Origin of the sequence: uncultured Candidatus Pelagibacter sp. (assembly GCF_943788075.1) — a bacterium.
Lineage (GTDB): Bacteria > Pseudomonadota > Alphaproteobacteria > Pelagibacterales > Pelagibacteraceae > Pelagibacter.
The window spans coordinates 62982-79465 of the sequence record NZ_CALSOW010000005.1 but is presented as its reverse complement, the minus strand read 5'-3'; the positions used below and the strand labels follow the sequence as shown (position 1 = coordinate 79465).

21 protein-coding genes and 1 tRNA gene are annotated in these 16484 nt (G+C 30.6%); 17 read left to right on the top strand and 5 right to left on the bottom strand.

Annotated features, from left to right (window positions below; all coding sequences use genetic code 11):
- Positions 1–34 precede the first annotated feature (34 nt).
- The 7 genes from Q0X98_RS06410 to Q0X98_RS06380 all read left to right on the top strand — a co-directional run bounded on the left by Q0X98_RS06410 (position 35) and on the right by Q0X98_RS06380 (position 6575).
- The gene (locus tag Q0X98_RS06410; RefSeq protein WP_297682200.1) at positions 35–811 is read left to right on the top strand and encodes a glucose 1-dehydrogenase; all 777 of its coding nucleotides are present in this window, start codon (positions 35–37) and stop codon (positions 809–811) included.
- On the top strand, positions 812–2332 hold the full coding sequence (locus Q0X98_RS06405) for an aldehyde dehydrogenase family protein (RefSeq protein ID WP_297682198.1): 1521 nt from the start codon (positions 812–814) through the stop codon (positions 2330–2332).
- On the top strand, positions 2325–3251 hold the full coding sequence (gene mmsB, locus Q0X98_RS06400) for a 3-hydroxyisobutyrate dehydrogenase (protein WP_297682196.1): 927 nt from the start codon (positions 2325–2327) through the stop codon (positions 3249–3251). Before Q0X98_RS06405 ends, mmsB begins: the two co-directional genes overlap by 8 nt.
- A gap of 164 nt (positions 3252–3415) precedes the next feature.
- Positions 3416–4504 carry a TRAP transporter substrate-binding protein gene (locus tag Q0X98_RS06395; protein WP_028037108.1) on the top strand — a complete coding sequence of 363 codons (1089 nt, stop codon included), beginning with the start codon at positions 3416–3418 and terminating at the stop codon, positions 4502–4504.
- A gap of 82 nt (positions 4505–4586) precedes the next feature.
- Entirely contained in the window at positions 4587–5243 is a 657-nt protein-coding gene (locus tag Q0X98_RS06390; RefSeq protein ID WP_297682193.1) for a TRAP transporter small permease subunit, read from the top strand.
- Positions 5243–6055: a TRAP transporter large permease subunit gene (locus Q0X98_RS06385; RefSeq protein WP_297682191.1), complete on the top strand. Its 813-nt coding sequence runs from the start codon at positions 5243–5245 to the stop codon at positions 6053–6055. Before Q0X98_RS06390 ends, Q0X98_RS06385 begins: the two co-directional genes overlap by 1 nt.
- Positions 6024–6575 (top strand): TRAP transporter large permease subunit, encoded by a 552-nt coding sequence (locus tag Q0X98_RS06380; protein ID WP_297682189.1) that lies wholly within the window; start codon positions 6024–6026, stop codon positions 6573–6575. The genes Q0X98_RS06385 and Q0X98_RS06380 overlap by 32 nt, the downstream gene beginning before the upstream one ends.
- 4 nt (positions 6576–6579) lie before the next feature.
- Here Q0X98_RS06380 and Q0X98_RS06375 read toward each other — a convergent pair whose 3' ends face one another.
- Positions 6580–7536: a DMT family transporter gene (locus tag Q0X98_RS06375; RefSeq protein WP_297682187.1), complete on the bottom strand. Its 957-nt coding sequence runs from the start codon at positions 7534–7536 to the stop codon at positions 6580–6582.
- A 2-nt stretch (positions 7537–7538) separates the two neighbouring features.
- Here Q0X98_RS06375 and Q0X98_RS06370 point away from each other — a divergent pair, with 2 nt between their 5' ends.
- From Q0X98_RS06370 to Q0X98_RS06360, 3 genes are read left to right on the top strand one after another with little or no spacing between them, the layout of a single operon-like run.
- Complete coding sequence (locus Q0X98_RS06370) at positions 7539–8996, top strand: cytosine permease (protein ID WP_297682185.1); 1458 nt, start codon at positions 7539–7541, stop codon at positions 8994–8996.
- A 5-nt stretch (positions 8997–9001) separates the two neighbouring features.
- Complete coding sequence (locus tag Q0X98_RS06365) at positions 9002–9748, top strand: SDR family NAD(P)-dependent oxidoreductase (protein WP_297682183.1); 747 nt, start codon at positions 9002–9004, stop codon at positions 9746–9748.
- 6 nt (positions 9749–9754) lie between these two features.
- Positions 9755–10405, top strand: a complete 651-nt coding sequence (locus Q0X98_RS06360) for a DUF3047 domain-containing protein (RefSeq protein ID WP_297682182.1) — start codon at positions 9755–9757, stop codon at positions 10403–10405.
- On the opposite strand, the gene Q0X98_RS06355 is transcribed toward Q0X98_RS06360, so the two are convergent.
- Positions 10406–10546: a hypothetical protein gene (locus tag Q0X98_RS06355; protein ID WP_297682181.1), complete on the bottom strand. Its 141-nt coding sequence runs from the start codon at positions 10544–10546 to the stop codon at positions 10406–10408. It lies immediately after the preceding gene.
- A gap of 57 nt (positions 10547–10603) precedes the next feature.
- Here Q0X98_RS06355 and Q0X98_RS06350 point away from each other — a divergent pair, with 57 nt between their 5' ends.
- Positions 10604–11026 (top strand): YbgC/FadM family acyl-CoA thioesterase, encoded by a 423-nt coding sequence (locus Q0X98_RS06350; protein WP_297682179.1) that lies wholly within the window; start codon positions 10604–10606, stop codon positions 11024–11026.
- On the opposite strand, the gene Q0X98_RS06345 is transcribed toward Q0X98_RS06350, so the two are convergent.
- A complete protein-coding gene (locus tag Q0X98_RS06345) occupies positions 11016–11696 on the bottom strand; it encodes a uracil-DNA glycosylase (protein WP_297682177.1) in 681 nt (226 codons plus the stop codon). The genes Q0X98_RS06350 and Q0X98_RS06345 overlap by 11 nt on opposite strands.
- Positions 11697–11698: 2 nt before the next feature.
- Between Q0X98_RS06345 and Q0X98_RS06340 the strand changes: the two genes are divergently transcribed.
- Together Q0X98_RS06340 and Q0X98_RS06335 are read left to right on the top strand one after the other, a co-directional pair.
- On the top strand, positions 11699–12256 hold the full coding sequence (locus Q0X98_RS06340) for a histidine phosphatase family protein (protein ID WP_297682174.1): 558 nt from the start codon (positions 11699–11701) through the stop codon (positions 12254–12256).
- A gap of 11 nt (positions 12257–12267) precedes the next feature.
- Positions 12268–12396, top strand: a complete 129-nt coding sequence (locus Q0X98_RS06335; protein ID WP_297682172.1) for a hypothetical protein — start codon at positions 12268–12270, stop codon at positions 12394–12396.
- Between the two features lie 6 nt (positions 12397–12402).
- Here Q0X98_RS06335 and Q0X98_RS06330 read toward each other — a convergent pair whose 3' ends face one another.
- Positions 12403–12570, bottom strand: a complete 168-nt coding sequence (locus Q0X98_RS06330) for a hypothetical protein (RefSeq protein ID WP_297682170.1) — start codon at positions 12568–12570, stop codon at positions 12403–12405.
- Entirely contained in the window at positions 12563–12814 is a 252-nt protein-coding gene (locus Q0X98_RS06325; protein ID WP_297682168.1) for a DUF1289 domain-containing protein, read from the bottom strand. Before Q0X98_RS06325 ends, Q0X98_RS06330 begins: the two co-directional genes overlap by 8 nt.
- 102 nt (positions 12815–12916) lie before the next feature.
- On the opposite strand from Q0X98_RS06325, the gene Q0X98_RS06320 reads away from it, so the two are divergent.
- From Q0X98_RS06320 to clpX, 4 genes are all read left to right on the top strand, one after another.
- Positions 12917–13001 (top strand) — tRNA-Leu (locus Q0X98_RS06320).
- A 10-nt stretch (positions 13002–13011) separates the two neighbouring features.
- Complete coding sequence (tig, locus tag Q0X98_RS06315) at positions 13012–14424, top strand: trigger factor (protein WP_297682166.1); 1413 nt, start codon at positions 13012–13014, stop codon at positions 14422–14424.
- Between the two features lie 33 nt (positions 14425–14457).
- Positions 14458–15069: an ATP-dependent Clp endopeptidase proteolytic subunit ClpP gene (clpP, locus tag Q0X98_RS06310; protein ID WP_297682164.1), complete on the top strand. Its 612-nt coding sequence runs from the start codon at positions 14458–14460 to the stop codon at positions 15067–15069.
- 89 nt (positions 15070–15158) lie between these two features.
- Positions 15159–16427: an ATP-dependent Clp protease ATP-binding subunit ClpX gene (gene clpX / locus Q0X98_RS06305; RefSeq protein ID WP_297682162.1), complete on the top strand. Its 1269-nt coding sequence runs from the start codon at positions 15159–15161 to the stop codon at positions 16425–16427.
- The last annotated feature ends 57 nt before the right edge of the window (positions 16428–16484 follow it).

Below are 16484 nucleotides of genomic sequence, written 5' to 3'. Positions count from 1 at the left end.
AAATTTTTATTTAACCCTGAAAGAAAATATATAAATGAAATTAGAAAATAAAGTTGCCATAGTTACTGGTGGAGGAAAAGGTATTGGTGCAGAAATTTGTTTAGGATTAGCAAAAGAAGGGGCAAAAATTGTTATTGCTGAAATGGATATTGAAAGTGGAAAGAATACACAAAAAAAAATTATAGAAAATGGAGGAGATGCAATTGTAGTGGATACTAATGTTGCTGATGAATTTAGTGCAAATAATATGGCTGAAGAAGCTGTCAAAAAATTTAGTAAAATAGATATTTTAATTAACAACGCAGGTATAAGGCATATTAATAATATATTAGATCATACAAAAAAGCAGTGGGATGAAATGCTTTCTGTAAATCTAACTGGGCCATATCTTTGTTGTAAGGCTGTAATTCCTCACATGATTAAAAATGGCAAAGGCAAGATTGTTAATTTTGGTTCTATTGCAAGTTTTATGGGTAGGCCTGATAGAGTTGCATATGTAGCTGCTAAGACTGGTGTTTTAGGTTTAACTAGAGCTTTAGCAGTAGATTTAACTGGAAAAAATATAAACGTTAATACTATTTGTCCAGGTTTGATTTCAACTCCTTTCAATCAAAAATTTGCAGAAGATCCAGTACATGGTGAGGCATGGGGTAAAGAAACTATTGTTGGACGATGGGGAGTGCCTTCTGATATATCTGGTGCAGCAGTATTTTTATCAAGTGATGATGCTGATTTTATTAATGGATCAGAGATAAAAATTGATGGTGGCTGGTTAGCTGCCAAAACCAGAAAAGGTGAGTTGGAAAATTAAATGAGTGATGATTTTAAAAAAAACTTAGATTTAGCTTTAGGAAATGCAAAAAGATTAACAAATAAAATTTTAATTGATGGAAAATTAATTTCTGCAAAATCTTCAAATAAAATTAAAGTAGTTAACCCAAGTACAGGAGAACAAATTGGTGAAGCTCCCCAGTGTGATAAACATGATGTTGATGTTGCTGTAAGTTCAGCAGAAACTGCTTTTCATAAATGGAAAAAAATTCCTGCACGTGAACGTGGAAAAATGATGACTGCTGCAGCAAGAAAACTTGAAGAAAGAAGAAGTGAGATAGAAACTTTACTAGCTTTAGATACAGGTAATGCTCTTAGAACTCAGGCAAAACCTGAAACAGCCGCTTCAATTGAATTGACTCATATGTTTGCTGGTCTTGCTGGGGAAATAAAAGGAGAAAATTACCCACCTAATATTCCTAACACAATACACTATACAACTAAAGATCCTATTGGTGTTGTTTGTGCAATAATTCCTTGGAACGCTCCATTATTTTTAACTGTAGCAAAAATTGCACCCGCAATAGTTGCAGGTAATACTGTCGTTTTAAAAACTGCCGAACAAGCTCCATTTTGTGCATTACTAGTTTGTGAAATTCTTCAACAAGAATTACCTCCAGGAGTTTTAAATGTAATATCTGGTTATGGTGAAGAGTGTGGTGAGCCTTTAATTGCTCATGAAAAAGTTAGAAAAGTAACATTTACAGGATCTTTTTCAGTTGGAAAAATTATAGCCTCTAAAGCCGCACCTAAATTATGCCCTGTTACTTTAGAGTTAGGTGGAAAAAATCCAAATATTATAATGAGTGATGCGGATCTTGAGATTGCAATTCCAGGAGTGATTGATGGGATGAGATACACGAGACAAGGTCAAGCGTGTACTGCAGGATCTAGAGTTTATATTCATGAAAAAATTTATGACAAAGTTTTAGAGGGAGCAGTGGAAAGATTAAGTAAACTTAAAATGGGGAATGCTCTTGATGAAAAATCAGATATTGGAGCAATTATCTCAGAAGAGCAACTTAAAAGAACTTTGTATTATATGGATATTGCAAAAAAAAATTCATCAACAAAGATTTTACATGGAGGAAATCAATCAAAAGGCGGAGAGTATAAAGATGGTTTTTATTATGAACCAACATTACTTTCAGGACTACCTGTAAGCTCTCCAGTTTGCCAAGAGGAAGTTTTTGGTCCTGTTGCTTGTGCTATACCTTTTAAAAGTTTTGATGAAGTTATGAAAAGTGCAAATGACACACAATTTGGCTTATCAGCAGTTTTATGGACTAAGGATTTATCAAGAGCCTTACAATTTGTTGATGAAATAGAAGCAGGTTTTGTTCAGGTTAATCAATGTGTTGCTCCTAGAGCAAATGTTTCTTATGGTGGAATAAAGATGAGTGGACTTGGTAAAGAGTATGCTTTTGACAGTATGATGAATCATTTTACGCAAAGCAAAACAGTATTAATAAATAGAGGGAAATCAAATATAGATGTCTAATCATATCGCTTTTATTGGAGTAGGTAACATGGGAAATCCTATGGCTAATCAATTAGTTAAAGCTGGAAAAAATGTAAAAGTTTTTGATGTTTCTCCAGATGTAATTGAAATAGCAAAACAGTCAGGCTTAAATGTAATTGGTTCTATGGAAGAATTACTCCAAGGCGCAACTACAGTGATTTCTATGTTACCAGAGGGAAAACATGTTCGTTCACTTTATTTAGGAGACAATGGGATATTAAAAAAAATTCCAAAAGATTGTTTGATAATTGATTGTTCTACAATTGATATTGAAACATCATTAGCTCTGGGCAATGAAGCAAAAAAAATTGGAATAAAAATGATTGATGCTCCAGTAACTGGTGGAGTTATGGGAGCAAGAATTGGAAAATTAAATTTCTTAGTAGGTGGAACTGATGAAGCAGTGGCTTTAGCTAAACCACTGTTCGATATAATGGGACAAAAAATTTTACATGCTGGTGCACAAGGAAGTGGAGTGGGTGTTAAAATTTGTAACAATATGTCTTTAGGAATTTCGATGATAGCTTCTGCTGAAGCTTTAATGTTAGCTCAAAGATTAAAAATGGATGTAAAAAAAGTTCACTCTATCATTAAAGAAGCATCAGGAAACAATTGGGCTATGACTAATTACACACCATTACCAAATCTTACAGAAGGAGTTCCATCAAATAATAAATATCGGCCAGGTTTTACAGCTGCTATGATGAAAAAAGATTTGAATTTAGCAAGGGATGCTGCAAAATCTGTAGATGCATCTACACCACTTGGTAAAGCTGCTCTAGATATCTTCTCTAAGTTTTGTGAAGATGGTGATAGTGAAACAGATTATTCTGGTATTTCTAAGATGATTGGTGGTGATGCTTGGGATTATCCGTTTGATCCAAAAGGTAAAGATTAAAACAAATCTAAACAAGAATAGTATTAAAACAATACTATAACACATAAATATATCTCTAATTGTAAAAAATAAAAAAAAAGGAATAAAAAGTTTTACATTTGTGTGAATTTAAGGTTTATTTCATCTCTTATTAAGACTTAATAAATTAACGAGAGGGAAATATAATGAAAAAAATCACTTCAATGATTTTAGCTTTAGTATTTGCAGTATCTCTAATTGGATCTGCTTCTGCTAAAACATTAAAAATCCAACTTACTTTTCCAAAAACTTCTTACGATGGTCAAATCGTTAAGATGTGGACTGACAGAGTAACAAAATTAACTCGAGGTGAGTTAAAATTTGAACTTTTATCAAAAGGTGAAGTTGTTGGTTTAAAAGAAACTTTAGAAGCTGTTGACAAAGGTCTTGTTGATGGTGGTGCTGCTTGGACTCACTACTGGTCTAACTATCACCCAGCTGCAATGTTATTTGGTTCGCCAGTTGCAGGTGGTGGTATTGGTTTAAGTACTAAATCTTGGTTAGCATGGTATTTTGATAATGGTGGTATGGAACTTTACGACCAATTATGGGATGAAATGGGGATGAACGTTAAAGGTTTTGTAATGGCATCTTCTGGTCCAGAAGCTTTAGGTTGGTTTAAAGAGCCAATTAATAGCATGGCTGACTTTAGAAAATATAGATTCAGAACTCCTCCGGGAATTCCTGGCCAAACTTACAAAGATATTGGTGTAGCTTCTGTTTCAATGGGTGGTGGAGATATTTTACCAGCTCTTGAAAAAGGAACTATCGATGCTGCTGAGTGGTGTTGTCCAAAGCCTGACTCTGTATTTGGTTTTCAAAAAGTATTGAAAAACTATTACCTACAAGGTTTACACCAAAACGTTGTAAATGGTGACATTTACATTAACGGTGATGTTTATAAGTCTCTAACTGACCATCAAAAATATGCAATGGAAGTTGCATCTGAAGCGATGATCACTAGAAATATTACAAACAGAGCTGTTGAAAACGGTAAAGCGCTTATCGATTTAACTGAAAATCATGGTGTTATACTTCATGATACTCCTGCTGATTATTTCACAGAGTACATGAATGCTGCACAAGCTACTATTAAGAAAAATGCTGCAGAAAATGCATTTTTCAAAAAAGTATATGACCACATGACTGCTCACGCAAAAATCGTAGTACCTTTTATTGCACAAATGGAAACATCTGATGCATCAATCGGAACTGCTTTTGCTAAGCAACAGTAAGTTATAAATTTTAAAGTGGGGATAGACTTATCCCCACTTTTTATTAATATCTAATTAAATCTTAAAATTAAAAAATCTTCTTATGGTCAAAAAAAAATCAGCACCTAAAGTAAAAGAAACTTTAGATATAACTGATGAGTTAATAGCTGAAAGAAGAACAAGTTTAAAAATGCCAAAGGACATGGTTCCTTGGATGGCTAAAACAATAGAATTTATTGACGCAAAAATGCTTTTAACTGGCAAAATTGTTTGTTGGATATGTGTCCCTTTAATATTTTCAATGGTTTATGAAGTTATAGGAAGACATTTTTTTAACAGACCTACTTTATGGGTTTATGATGTAACTAGAATGTCAGCTGGAGCATTTTTTATGCTTGGTGCTGCTTACACTTTATCAAAAGGTATTCATATTAGAGCTGATTTTCTATATAGAAATTGGAAAGTTAGAAACCAAGCTAAGGTGGACTTATTTCTATATTTATTATTTTTTTTCCCAGGTTTTCTTGTTTTTTTCTGGGTTAGTTTTGATTACGCTTACACATCAATTTGTGGAAGATCAGATTTAATGGAATGTATAGGTGGCAAGACTAGAATTCAAAGAGCAATGGACACAACTTGGATGCCAATAATGTGGCCTTTAAAAAGTTGTATGCCTATTGGTGCATTTTTACTTTTAGTTCAAGGCTTTTCAGAAATTTTAAAAAGTTACTATGCTTTTGTGAAAGGTAGATGGCCATAATGGATTTTTTCAGTCCCGAATTAATTGGAGCAATAATGATTGGTTGTATGTTATTTGCAATTTTTATTGGTTTTCCAATTTCATTCACATTAATATTTTTAGGCCTTGTTTTTGGTTATTGGGGTTTTGGTAAATTAGTTTTTTACCTAATGACACTTCAATTTAATATGATTATGACCGAAAGTACTCTGGTTGCTGTCCCACTCTTTATATTTATGGGTATATTAATGGAGTCAGCAGGCTTAATGGAAAGATTGTTTAATTCTGTACAGTTAATGCTTTCAAAGACTAGAGGTGCACTATTTTATGCTGTAATGTTTGTATCAACAATCTTTGCAGCAGCAACTGGTATTGTTGGAGCTTCAGTTACAATTTTAGGAATTATGGCTGGTAAAACAATGATTAGATCCGGTTATGATACAAGATTATCAGCAGGTTTAATTTGTGCTGGTGGTACTTTAGGAATACTTATTCCTCCAAGCATCATGTTAGTTGTAATGGGTCCTGTACTTGAAATTCCTGTTACTGATTTGTTTGCTGCAGCAATTATTCCAGGAATAATGTTGGCATCTTTATATGCTGGCTACACAACTTTGCGATGTTATTTAAACCCTAAACTTGGACCTGTTTTACCTGCAAGCGAAAGACCAAAAAATATGGGTAAGGTTTGGTATGAATTTTTTATGGGATTGGTACCACCTGCAGCGTTAGTATTTTTTGCACTTGGAAGTATTTTATTTGGTTTAGCAACACCTACAGAAGGTGCGGGTATGGGTGCATTTGGATCAATTCTTACTAGCTGTTGCTTATAAAAAGTTTACTTACAAAGGTTTAAAAGAAGCAATGATTAAAACTTTAGAAATTACTGCTTTAATTATGTTTTTAGTTGCTGCATCAAATTTCTTTGGAGCTGTGTTTTCTAAACTTGGAACACCATCTCTACTTACGGATTATTTGCTTGGATTAGAAATAAACAAATATTGGGTTTTAGCTATTATGATGGCAGTAATTTTCTTGCTAGGTTGGCCTTTAGAATGGGTTCCAATTGTATTAATAGTATTACCAATTTTATTACCATTAGTTCAAGAACTTGGATTTAATTTAACTTGGTTTGCTATTTTAGTTGCCGTTAACCTCCAGACCGCATGGCTATCACCACCTGTTGCTTTGTCAGCATATTTTTTAAAAGGGGTTGTTCCGCAATGGGATTTAAAAGATATTTATCTTGGAATGATGCAGTTTATGGTAATTCAAGTTATAGGTTTAATTTTAATTATTATATTCCCACAAATTGCACTATGGTTACCAAGTGTGATGTATCCATCACCTTAGTTTTTTATTTTTTGTTAATATAAGGGGTAACAGTTCCTAATAATATTATACCTAAAGATATAAAAATTTTTAAGGTAATTTCAGCATCAATTACTATCCAAGCTGATGTTGCACCAATTGGACCGGTAAGCGGATACATTAAGCTAATTCTTCCGATCGGAACTCTTCTTAAAGCATAATTATAAAATAAATAAGCAGCAAAAGTTATGAAAGATAAGGTTAAAGCTGCCATTACCGAAGGTGTAAATTCAAGATGATAAGTGTATTCAAAACTAGAGTTTGGCCAAATAATAAACAGTATTAAAAAAGATAATACAAAACCTGTAAAATATTGAAAAGTATTAACTGATAATTGATTGACCTTTGTTTGCATGAAACGTCTTCCAATAACTTCGTTAGTAGAAGCGCATAATATTCCTAAAAAAATTATTAAATCACCTAAATAATTTCCAGCACCTGATTTTGATTGGCTAGTAAGTAAGAGATAAGTTCCTATTAGAGTAATAAATGCACCAATTATTACTTTAATTTCGATTTTTTCTTTTAAAAATATTCTTGCAACAAACGGCTGCATAAGAGGTAAAGTACTTATTATGGCAACTCCATTAACTGGACTAGTTAATAAAAGACCAATATGAAAAGATAAGGTAACTAAAAATGGATTTAATAATCCCATTAAAAAAGGTTTTAATCCAACTTGTTTTATTGAGATATCAACTCTCATTACTAGACAAAAAATAACCATCAATAAGAAAGCAATAAAAAATCTTACTGCTAATAAGTCAATAATATAGAATTCTTTAAGTGCTAAAGTTACAAATGGTGGTCCGGCACCAAATCCAATTACAGCTAGTAGCATTGCAAAATAACCACTATTTTTTTTTAAGAAATCAATCATATGAAATTTTATAAATATTAAAAAAAAAGATACTGTATCATAGTTAATTAGTTTATTATTCAATAATGAATCAGCCTAAAGTTAAATATTCACTTTCTAATTGGGATTTAGTTACAGTTAACCCTAATTACAAAACTTGGAATTGGAAAGATTTGTTTTGTTTTTGGGGAGTAAACATCCAAAGTATTATTGCTTTTTCTTTGATTGCATCATTATATATTGTCTATGATTTAAACACTTTTGTAGTGTTTTTTGGAACCATTTTAGGATCATTTCTAGTTTATATTTTTTCAAATTTAATTGGTAAACCATCTCAGAAATTTGGCTTACCCTTTGCCGTATTATTACGTTCTTCATTGGGTTTTAAAGGAGCAAAATATTTAGCTTTATTAAGAGCCTTAGTGGGGATTTTTATGTTTGGTGTACAAACGTATATTTTGTCAAAAGCTTTTGGTTTTTTAATTAGAATTTTAATTTTTTCAATTGATAGTTCTTTATTAAACAAAGATATTTTTTTATTTTTTTTACTTGGTATTGATATTATTGATTGGATTTCGTTTAGTGCTGTTATCTTATTTCAAACTTTAATGTTTAGCGTGGGTATAAATTTTAATAAGAGATTAATTAATTATTCTGCTATTACAGTGTATGGAGGAATGATAATATTTTTTTTTGGAGTATTATTAAGTGATGTAAAACTTACCTCTCAAGCATTTGTTGAATTATTAGATTATGAAAATCTCCTAGATAATGAAAACATTTTTGCTCTATTGTCAGTAGCAGGAGCAATTTTTGCATATTTCTCAATTATAATCGTTACTTTTGGTGATTTTTCTCGATATGTTAAAAATGAAAATGAACTAAAAAAAGGTAATTTAAGTTTAATTGCCAACTTAATTGTTTTTTCTTTTTTTTCTGTTTTTATAGTTATTGGTTCAGATGTATTTTTAAATTTAAGGTTTCTTGATTTAAGTTCAATTTTAACTAATCCAACTGATATAGTTGGTAAAATTGACAATACATCTATTACAGTAATTGCCATTTTTTTTATTATTATTTCATCAGCATCAACTAATTTAGTAGCCAATTTTATTCCTTCTCAATATTCACTTATAAATTTTTTTCCTAACTCTCTAAATTTAAAAAGTGTGAGTTACATAATATTAATTGTTAGTTTCTTCATTGGTGTTTTTTGGGTGACTGTATTAAGTCAAATTGGGATTTTATCATTTATTGACACTTTTAGTTCATTTTTTGGCCCACTATTTGGTGTCATGGTTGCCGATTATTATTTGATCAAATCACAATCCATTAGCAACAAAGATATCTACTCAACTGAGGCTAGTGGTATTTATTATTTTTCTAATGGATGGCATATAAAAGGTCTTTACTCTTTACTAGTAGGTTTTATTTTCTCAGCTTCTACTATTTGGAATCCTAATTTAATGTTTTTGCAATCTTTTGCTTGGATAATAGGTGCATTTATCTCTTTAATAACTTATTATCTATTAACTAAAAAATAATTTTAATGAACAAATATGATTTTAATAACAGAACTGCTGTAATTACAGGCGGTGGACAGGGTTTTGGTCTTGATATTGCTAAAAGATTTTTAGATTCTGGTGCAAAAGTTATTATATGGGATATAGACGAAGAACTGCTTAAGTCAGCTGCTGCTGAAGTGAATAATTCAAACCTAAGCTATAACGTTATTGATGTTTCAAATTATTCACAAATAGAAAAAACTGTTTCAGAAATAACATCAAAAAACAAAATTGATATTTTAATAAATAATGCTGGAATTACTGGCCCTACGGCGCCATTATGGGAATATGATGTTGAAATGTGGAATAAAATTGTGCAAATTAATTTAGTTGGTACTTTCAATTGTTGTCGTGCAATTGTTCCAAATATGATTGAAAACAATTATGGAAGAATAGTAAATGTAGCTTCTGTTGCAGGCAAAGATGGAAATGCTAACGCAAGTGCTTACAGTTCAGGAAAAGCTGGCGCTATAGGGCTTACAAAGTCACTTGGTAAAGAGTTAGCTGATAAAAATATAGCGGTAAACGCCGTAACACCCGCTGGTGCAAAAACTAGAATTTTAGATCAAATGAGTAAAGAGCATGTTCAAAGAATGCTTTCAAAAGTTCCAAGAGGAAGATTTTTAGAGATCCATGAGTTTACGTCATTAATTTGCTGGCTTTCATCAGAAGAGAATACTTTTTCAACGGCAGCTGTTTTTGACATAAGTGGTGGTAGATCTACTTATTAATTCAATATGAAAACCTTAGCAAGATTATTAGTTTTAATTTTATTTATTTCTAGCCCAAGTTACGCTGATAAAATTAATGTATTTGAATTTACTGAGGCAGAACTTTTAGAGCTAGAAGTTAGAAAAGTAAGAGGGGCTGACAATAAAACAAATTACTCAATAGGGTCTGATGAAAATAGTAATTATTTAAAGGCTGTAGCAGATAATGCTGCATCTGGTCTTGGAAAAAAATTTAAAATTGATCTAAACAAGACTCCTTTTATCAATATTACATGGAAAGTAGAAAAAGATTTGCCTGGCATTTTAGAAAATACTAAAAAAGGACATGATTTTGCTGCCCGTGTTTTTGTAATAAAAAAAACAGGAGCAACACCATTATCTAACAGGGCAATCAATTACGTTTTTTCAAGTAACAATGTTGTTGGATTTAACTCACCTAGTCCATACACAAAAAAATCAATTGACAATGTTTTAGCTAGCACTAAGAATAACTTAAATGAATGGGTTACTGTAAAAGCCAATGTTAAAGAGGATTTTAAGAAATTTCACAATTTAGATGTTAATGAGCTAGATGGATTAGCAATTATGTCTGATACAGACAATTCAAAAATGAAATCTATAGCTTATTTTCAAAATATTTATTTTTCGAGTAATTAGTTATAACTTTAAATATTTTTTTAACCCAATACTTAAAAAAGATAAAAGAATTGCAACTATTACATCTGCAATAGGTGCCGCATTAGGAAAACCAAAGTTCCAAAGAATAACTCCAATTAACCAAATGATATATATTTTCATTAACTACTTATACCTTAGTTTGTTTTAAAATATTCTATAATTTGATATAATATTATTATGCATGAAAATTTTTATCATAATGTAAAAGTTTACTATGAAGATACTGATGCTGGTGGCGTTGTTTATTATGCAAATTATCTTAAATATTTAGAAAGAGCCAGAACGGAAGCTCTATCAACTATTGGATTAAGCAACATTCAAATTAAAGAAAAATTTGGTGCACTAATTATAGTTAAATCATGCAATATAGAATACAAAAAGTCAGCCCAGCTAGAAGATGAATTAAAAATTAGATCTTTTGTAAAATCGGTTACCAAAACATCTTTTTTTATGAACCAAATCATAACTAACGGTGATAGTGTTATTGTGGAAGCCCAAGTTCATTTAGTTTTTGTAAACGCAAAAAGTAAACCAGTCAAAGTTCCAGAAATAATTTTTGATAATTTTAAACCCTATTTTTGTGACACTATCAAATTGTAGATATTCTTTTTGCTTTCTTGAATAAATCAATCATCATTTTTTGAGATATTAGTTTTGTATTTACATTCCTAGGACTTGGATGATAGGAGGGCATTATAATTAAATTATCTGGCATAATATAAGATTTTCCATGCTTGAAATGAAATTTTTTAAGCAACTTATGCTTTCTTTTATAAAATTTTATACAATTATCAAAAGCCACCTTACCTAAAGTAATGATAATCTTTAATTGTTTTAAATTGGAAGCCTCAAAATCAAAATATTTAGAGCAATTAAGAAGCTCTTTGTTTAGAGGTTTGTCGCCTGGTGGAACACATTTAAGAATATTAGTAATATATGTTGAACTAAGTTTCAAACCATCATTTAAATTTTTGGATGTAGGTTGATTTGAAATTTTTGCTTTATATAAGCATTTGAATAAAAATTCTCCAGATTTATCACCTGTAAAGGCTCTCCCTGTCCTGGTTCCCCCATGTGCTGCAGGAGCTAGACCTAATATCAAAAGTTTTGCATTAGTATCTCCAAATCCAGTCACTGGTTTTCCCCAATAAACTTCGTTTATATTTTGTTTTCTTTTTTCAGAAGAAATTTTTTTTATAAATTTTACTAATCTTGGACATTTTTTACATTTAATAATTGTGTTATTAAGATTTTTAAATTTAATACTCATTAATGAAATTTATAAATTTTTTATTAATAATATTTATAACTATTAATTCGCCAGTTAAAGCAGATTTAAATCAAAATTTGATTAATGAACTTAAACAAGAAGGAAAGTTAATTTTTATAAGACATGCTTATGCTCCTGGAGGGGGAGATCCTATTAATTTTGATATTAGCAACTGTAATACTCAACGTAATTTAAACGATTCCGGCAGAATACAAGCTGATAAAATAGGGTCTTTATTTAGAGATAATAACATTTCTATTCATAAAGTTTATTCTAGTGAATGGTGCAGATGTAAGGAAACAGCATTAATTGCTTTTAATGAATTTGAAACAAAAAATTTTTTAAATTCTTTTTTTAGTTCAAAGTTTGTCCAAAACAAAAATTCTCAGATAAAAAATTTTAAAAAATTTATTAAAAGTTGGGAGGGTAAAAAAAACTTAATATTTGTAACTCATTATGTATTTATTAGTGAAATTTTAGGTTATGCACCATCATCTGGAGAAATAATCATCTCAAACAAAGATCTTAAAGTTATTGATACAATTGAAATAGAATATTAAGATAAGATATTATGTCTTCAAAAAAAGCAATGAAACAAGCCCAAAAACAATCTTACGCAAAACACAGAAGCAATATTACAAACAGCAGATTTAACTCGAAAAAGAAAATTTTACCAAAAATAAATAAAAAGAAAGATTAGATTAATTTATTTATCTTTTTTTTCTGTTAAAAATAGTCCTACTAATAGTAGTGCTGTCCAACCAATTCCTATTAAAGCTTTAGGACTTGTGTTTGCACTCCAAATGTCCAAAACTAATGCACCAAATATAAGCCCAGCTATGTAAATTATAATTACAATTGTTGATTTATCCATTTTTTAAACTCTTTTTAAAAAGAGACATTCCATTATTGATTTTATATTCATAAGACTCATTGAAGCTGTCTAATTGCCAACCACTCAGTCTTTTTTTAATCTCATCTAAATTATTTGATTTCCAATTATCACTAGTACCTTCAAGCTTCCAAGTCTTTTTTTCTTCGTTATTTCTTCCGCAACCATAACAATATCCTGTTGAGGGATCAGTTTTACAGATACTAATACACGGTGAAATTATCATATTTTTTAAAATTAATATAAATTACTACAGATAAATAGTTATTTTTTCATCAATTGTCATTGGACAAATAGTTTCAATAATATATAAAACCACGTAATTTGTGGGGCGATGGCGGAATTGGTAGACGCGTTGGTCTTAGGAACCAATATTTTCGGATGTGAAGGTTCGAGTCCTTTTCGCCCTACCATTAAAAAAATATGAAAGTTACAGTAGAAAATATAAAAGGCCTAAATAAAGATCTTAAGGTTCTAATCGATAAAGAGACTATGAGCTCTTATATGGATGAAAAATACGAGGAGATTAAAGGAACTGTTAATCTTAAGGGTTTTCGTCCAGGCAAAGTTCCAAAGGAAGTTTTAAAAAGACAATTCGGTAAAGCAATATTCGGTGAAGTTTTAGATAAAGTTTTAAAGGAAACTTCTACAAAAGCTCTTGAAGAAAATAAAATTAAACCTGCAGGTCAACCGAAACTAGATTTAAAAACTTACGGTGAAGATAAAGAATTAGAATATGTTCTATCAGTTACAGAATTACCAAAAGTTGAGGTTAAGTCAATTGAGAGTATAAAATTTGACCAGTATTCTGTAAAAATAGACAACAGCGAAACAGACAAAAGAATTAAAGAAATTGCAAAAAATCAGCCTAGTTTTAAAGAAGCAAGTGCTGAAACGAAAGCAAAAGAAGGTGATTTAGTTATATTAGATTATCAAGCTACAGTAGATGGCAAAGAATTTAAAGGTAGTGAAGGAAAAAATACTCAATTAACGCTAGGTAAAGATTTATTTTTAAAAGGATTCGACAAGCAGCTTATTGGAGTCAAAAAAGATGATGAAAAGATAGTTGATGCAGTTTTGCCTGAAAACTTTCCTGAAAAAGAATTGGTTAATAAAGACGCTAAATTTAAATGTAAAATTTTAAATGTAAAAAATCCTGAAGAGGTAAAAATTGATGATAATTTTGCAAAAAATTTAGGTGCAAAAGATTTAAATGATCTAAAAATATTAATTTCAAAACAAATAAATGATGAATATAAAAATTCATTAGACCAACTATCTAAAAACCAAATATTAAAAGAAATTGAAAAAATTAAAGTAGACGAAATTCCTGAAAATTTAATTAGTGAAGAGGTTAAGATACTTTCGCAAGGCATGGATGAAGAAGAAGCTAAAAAAAACAAAACTAAATTTACTGAGACTGCAAAAACTAGGATCAAAACAGGATTAATATTAAATGAATTTGGTGAACAAAATAAAATACAAGTATCTGAACAAGAAATTCAGGCTGAAGTACAAAAACAATTAAGAATGATGCCTGGACAAGAAAAGATGGTAATGGATTTTTATCAAAAAAACCCTTCAGCTGTTGCTAGCTTGAGAGGAACCGTTTATGAGGAAAAGATTTTAAATTTAATTAAAGAAAAAGCTAAACCAAATAAAAAAGAGATCACCAAAGAAGAAGCAGAAAAAATTTTAAAAGAAGCAAACAAACATGATCACGAACATGATCATGGGGAAGAAAAGAAAGCCAAAACTAAAACTACAAAAGAAAAAAAATCACCTCCAAAAGCTTCAAAACCAAAGCCAACAGTAAAAAAAGTTAGCAAAAAGTAATCTCAAGTTGTATAAGTTAATACGAATCAACTTATGACTACAAATATTCCTGAGCATATGAACACTTTAGTTCCAATGGTTGTTGAACAATCAAATAAGGGTGAGAGAGCTTATGATATTTATTCAAGGCTACTAAAAGAAAGAATTATTTTTCTAACTGGTCAAATTAATGACAATGTTGCATCACTAGTTACAGCTCAATTATTATTTTTAGAGGCAGAAGATCCTAAAAAAGAAATCTACTTATATATTAATAGTCCAGGAGGACTTGTTACAGCTGGACTTGGAATTTATGACACCATGCAATATGTTAAACCAGACATTTCAACTTTATGTATTGGTCAAGCAGCATCAATGGGTTCATTTTTGCTTGCAGCTGGAACAAAGGGAAAAAGGTTTTCTCTTCCAAATTCTAGAGTTATGGTTCATCAACCATCAGCAGGTTTTCAAGGTCAAGTGACAGATATAGAGATACATGCAAACGAAGTCTCGTCACTAAAAAAAAGATTAAATGAAATATATTCCAAGCATACGGGTAAATCAGTAGATGAAGTTAAGTCTGCTCTTGAAAGAGACAATTTTATGACTGCTGAAGTTGCTAAAGACTTTGGCCTAATAGACGAAGTAGTAGAAAAAAGATCTTAAACCACAATATATTGGATGCGATACAATCCAAACTTGATTAGTAGGAGTCTTCTATAATAAAGTAACCTAATTGATTCGTTATAAATATTATGACTACTAATAATAAAAATATTCTTTATTGCTCTTTTTGTGGAAAGAGTCAGCATGAAGTAAGAAAACTTATTGCTGGTCCAACTGTATTTATTTGTGATGAGTGTGTTGAGTTATGCATGGACATCATTAAAGAGGAAAGCAAAGATACTTTTGTAAAACATCAAGACGGTCTTCCATCACCAAAAGAAATTTGTTCAGTTCTAGATGATTATGTAATTGGTCAGCCACATGCAAAAAAAGTTTTATCTGTAGCTGTTCACAATCATTATAAAAGATTAAATTATGAGAGCAAAACTAGCAAAAATGTAGAACTTGCAAAATCAAATATACTATTAGTAGGTCCTACGGGTTGTGGTAAAACACTGTTAGCCCAAACGCTTGCTAGAATTTTAGATGTTCCTTTTACGATGGCTGATGCAACAACATTAACAGAAGCTGGTTATGTGGGTGAGGATGTAGAAAATATAATTCTGAAATTATTACAAGCCTCAGACTATAATGTTGAGAAAGCACAAAGAGGAATTGTTTATATTGATGAAGTTGACAAAATTAGTAGAAAATCAGAGAATCCATCTATAACTAGAGATGTATCTGGTGAAGGTGTTCAGCAAGCCTTATTGAAAATTATGGAAGGAACAGTTGCAAGTGTTCCACCTCAAGGAGGAAGAAAACATCCGCAACAAGAATTTTTACAGGTAGATACAACCAATATATTATTTATTTGTGGAGGCGCTTTTGCTGGACTTGACAAAATTATTTCTCAAAGAGATAAAGGTACATCAATCGGGTTTGGTGCTGATGTTAAAAATACACAAGACAAAAAAACTGGTGAATGGATGAAAACACTTGAGCCTGAAGACTTATTAAAATTTGGTTTAATCCCAGAATTTATAGGAAGACTTCCAATGATTGCAACACTTGAGGATTTAGATGAAAAATCATTAATTAAAATTTTACAAGAACCAAAGAATTCACTAACTAAACAATATCAAGAATTATTTAAACTTGATGGAGCAAAATTAACTTTTAAAGAAAACGCGCTTAAAGAAATTGCACAAAAAGCAATTAAGAAAAAAACAGGTGCAAGAGGCTTAAGGTCAATATTAGAAAATATTTTACTAAAAACTATGTACGACTTACCTAGCCAAGAAAATATAGAAGAAGTTATAGTTGACGCAGGCGCTGCTAAAGGTCAATCCCAACCAATATTGGTTCATACAAAAGGTGATGTTAAATCAAAGTCTAATAAGCCATCAGCGGCTTAATATCCTTAATAACTAACAAAAACCTATTGCAATATAAAATATAATATCCATATTATA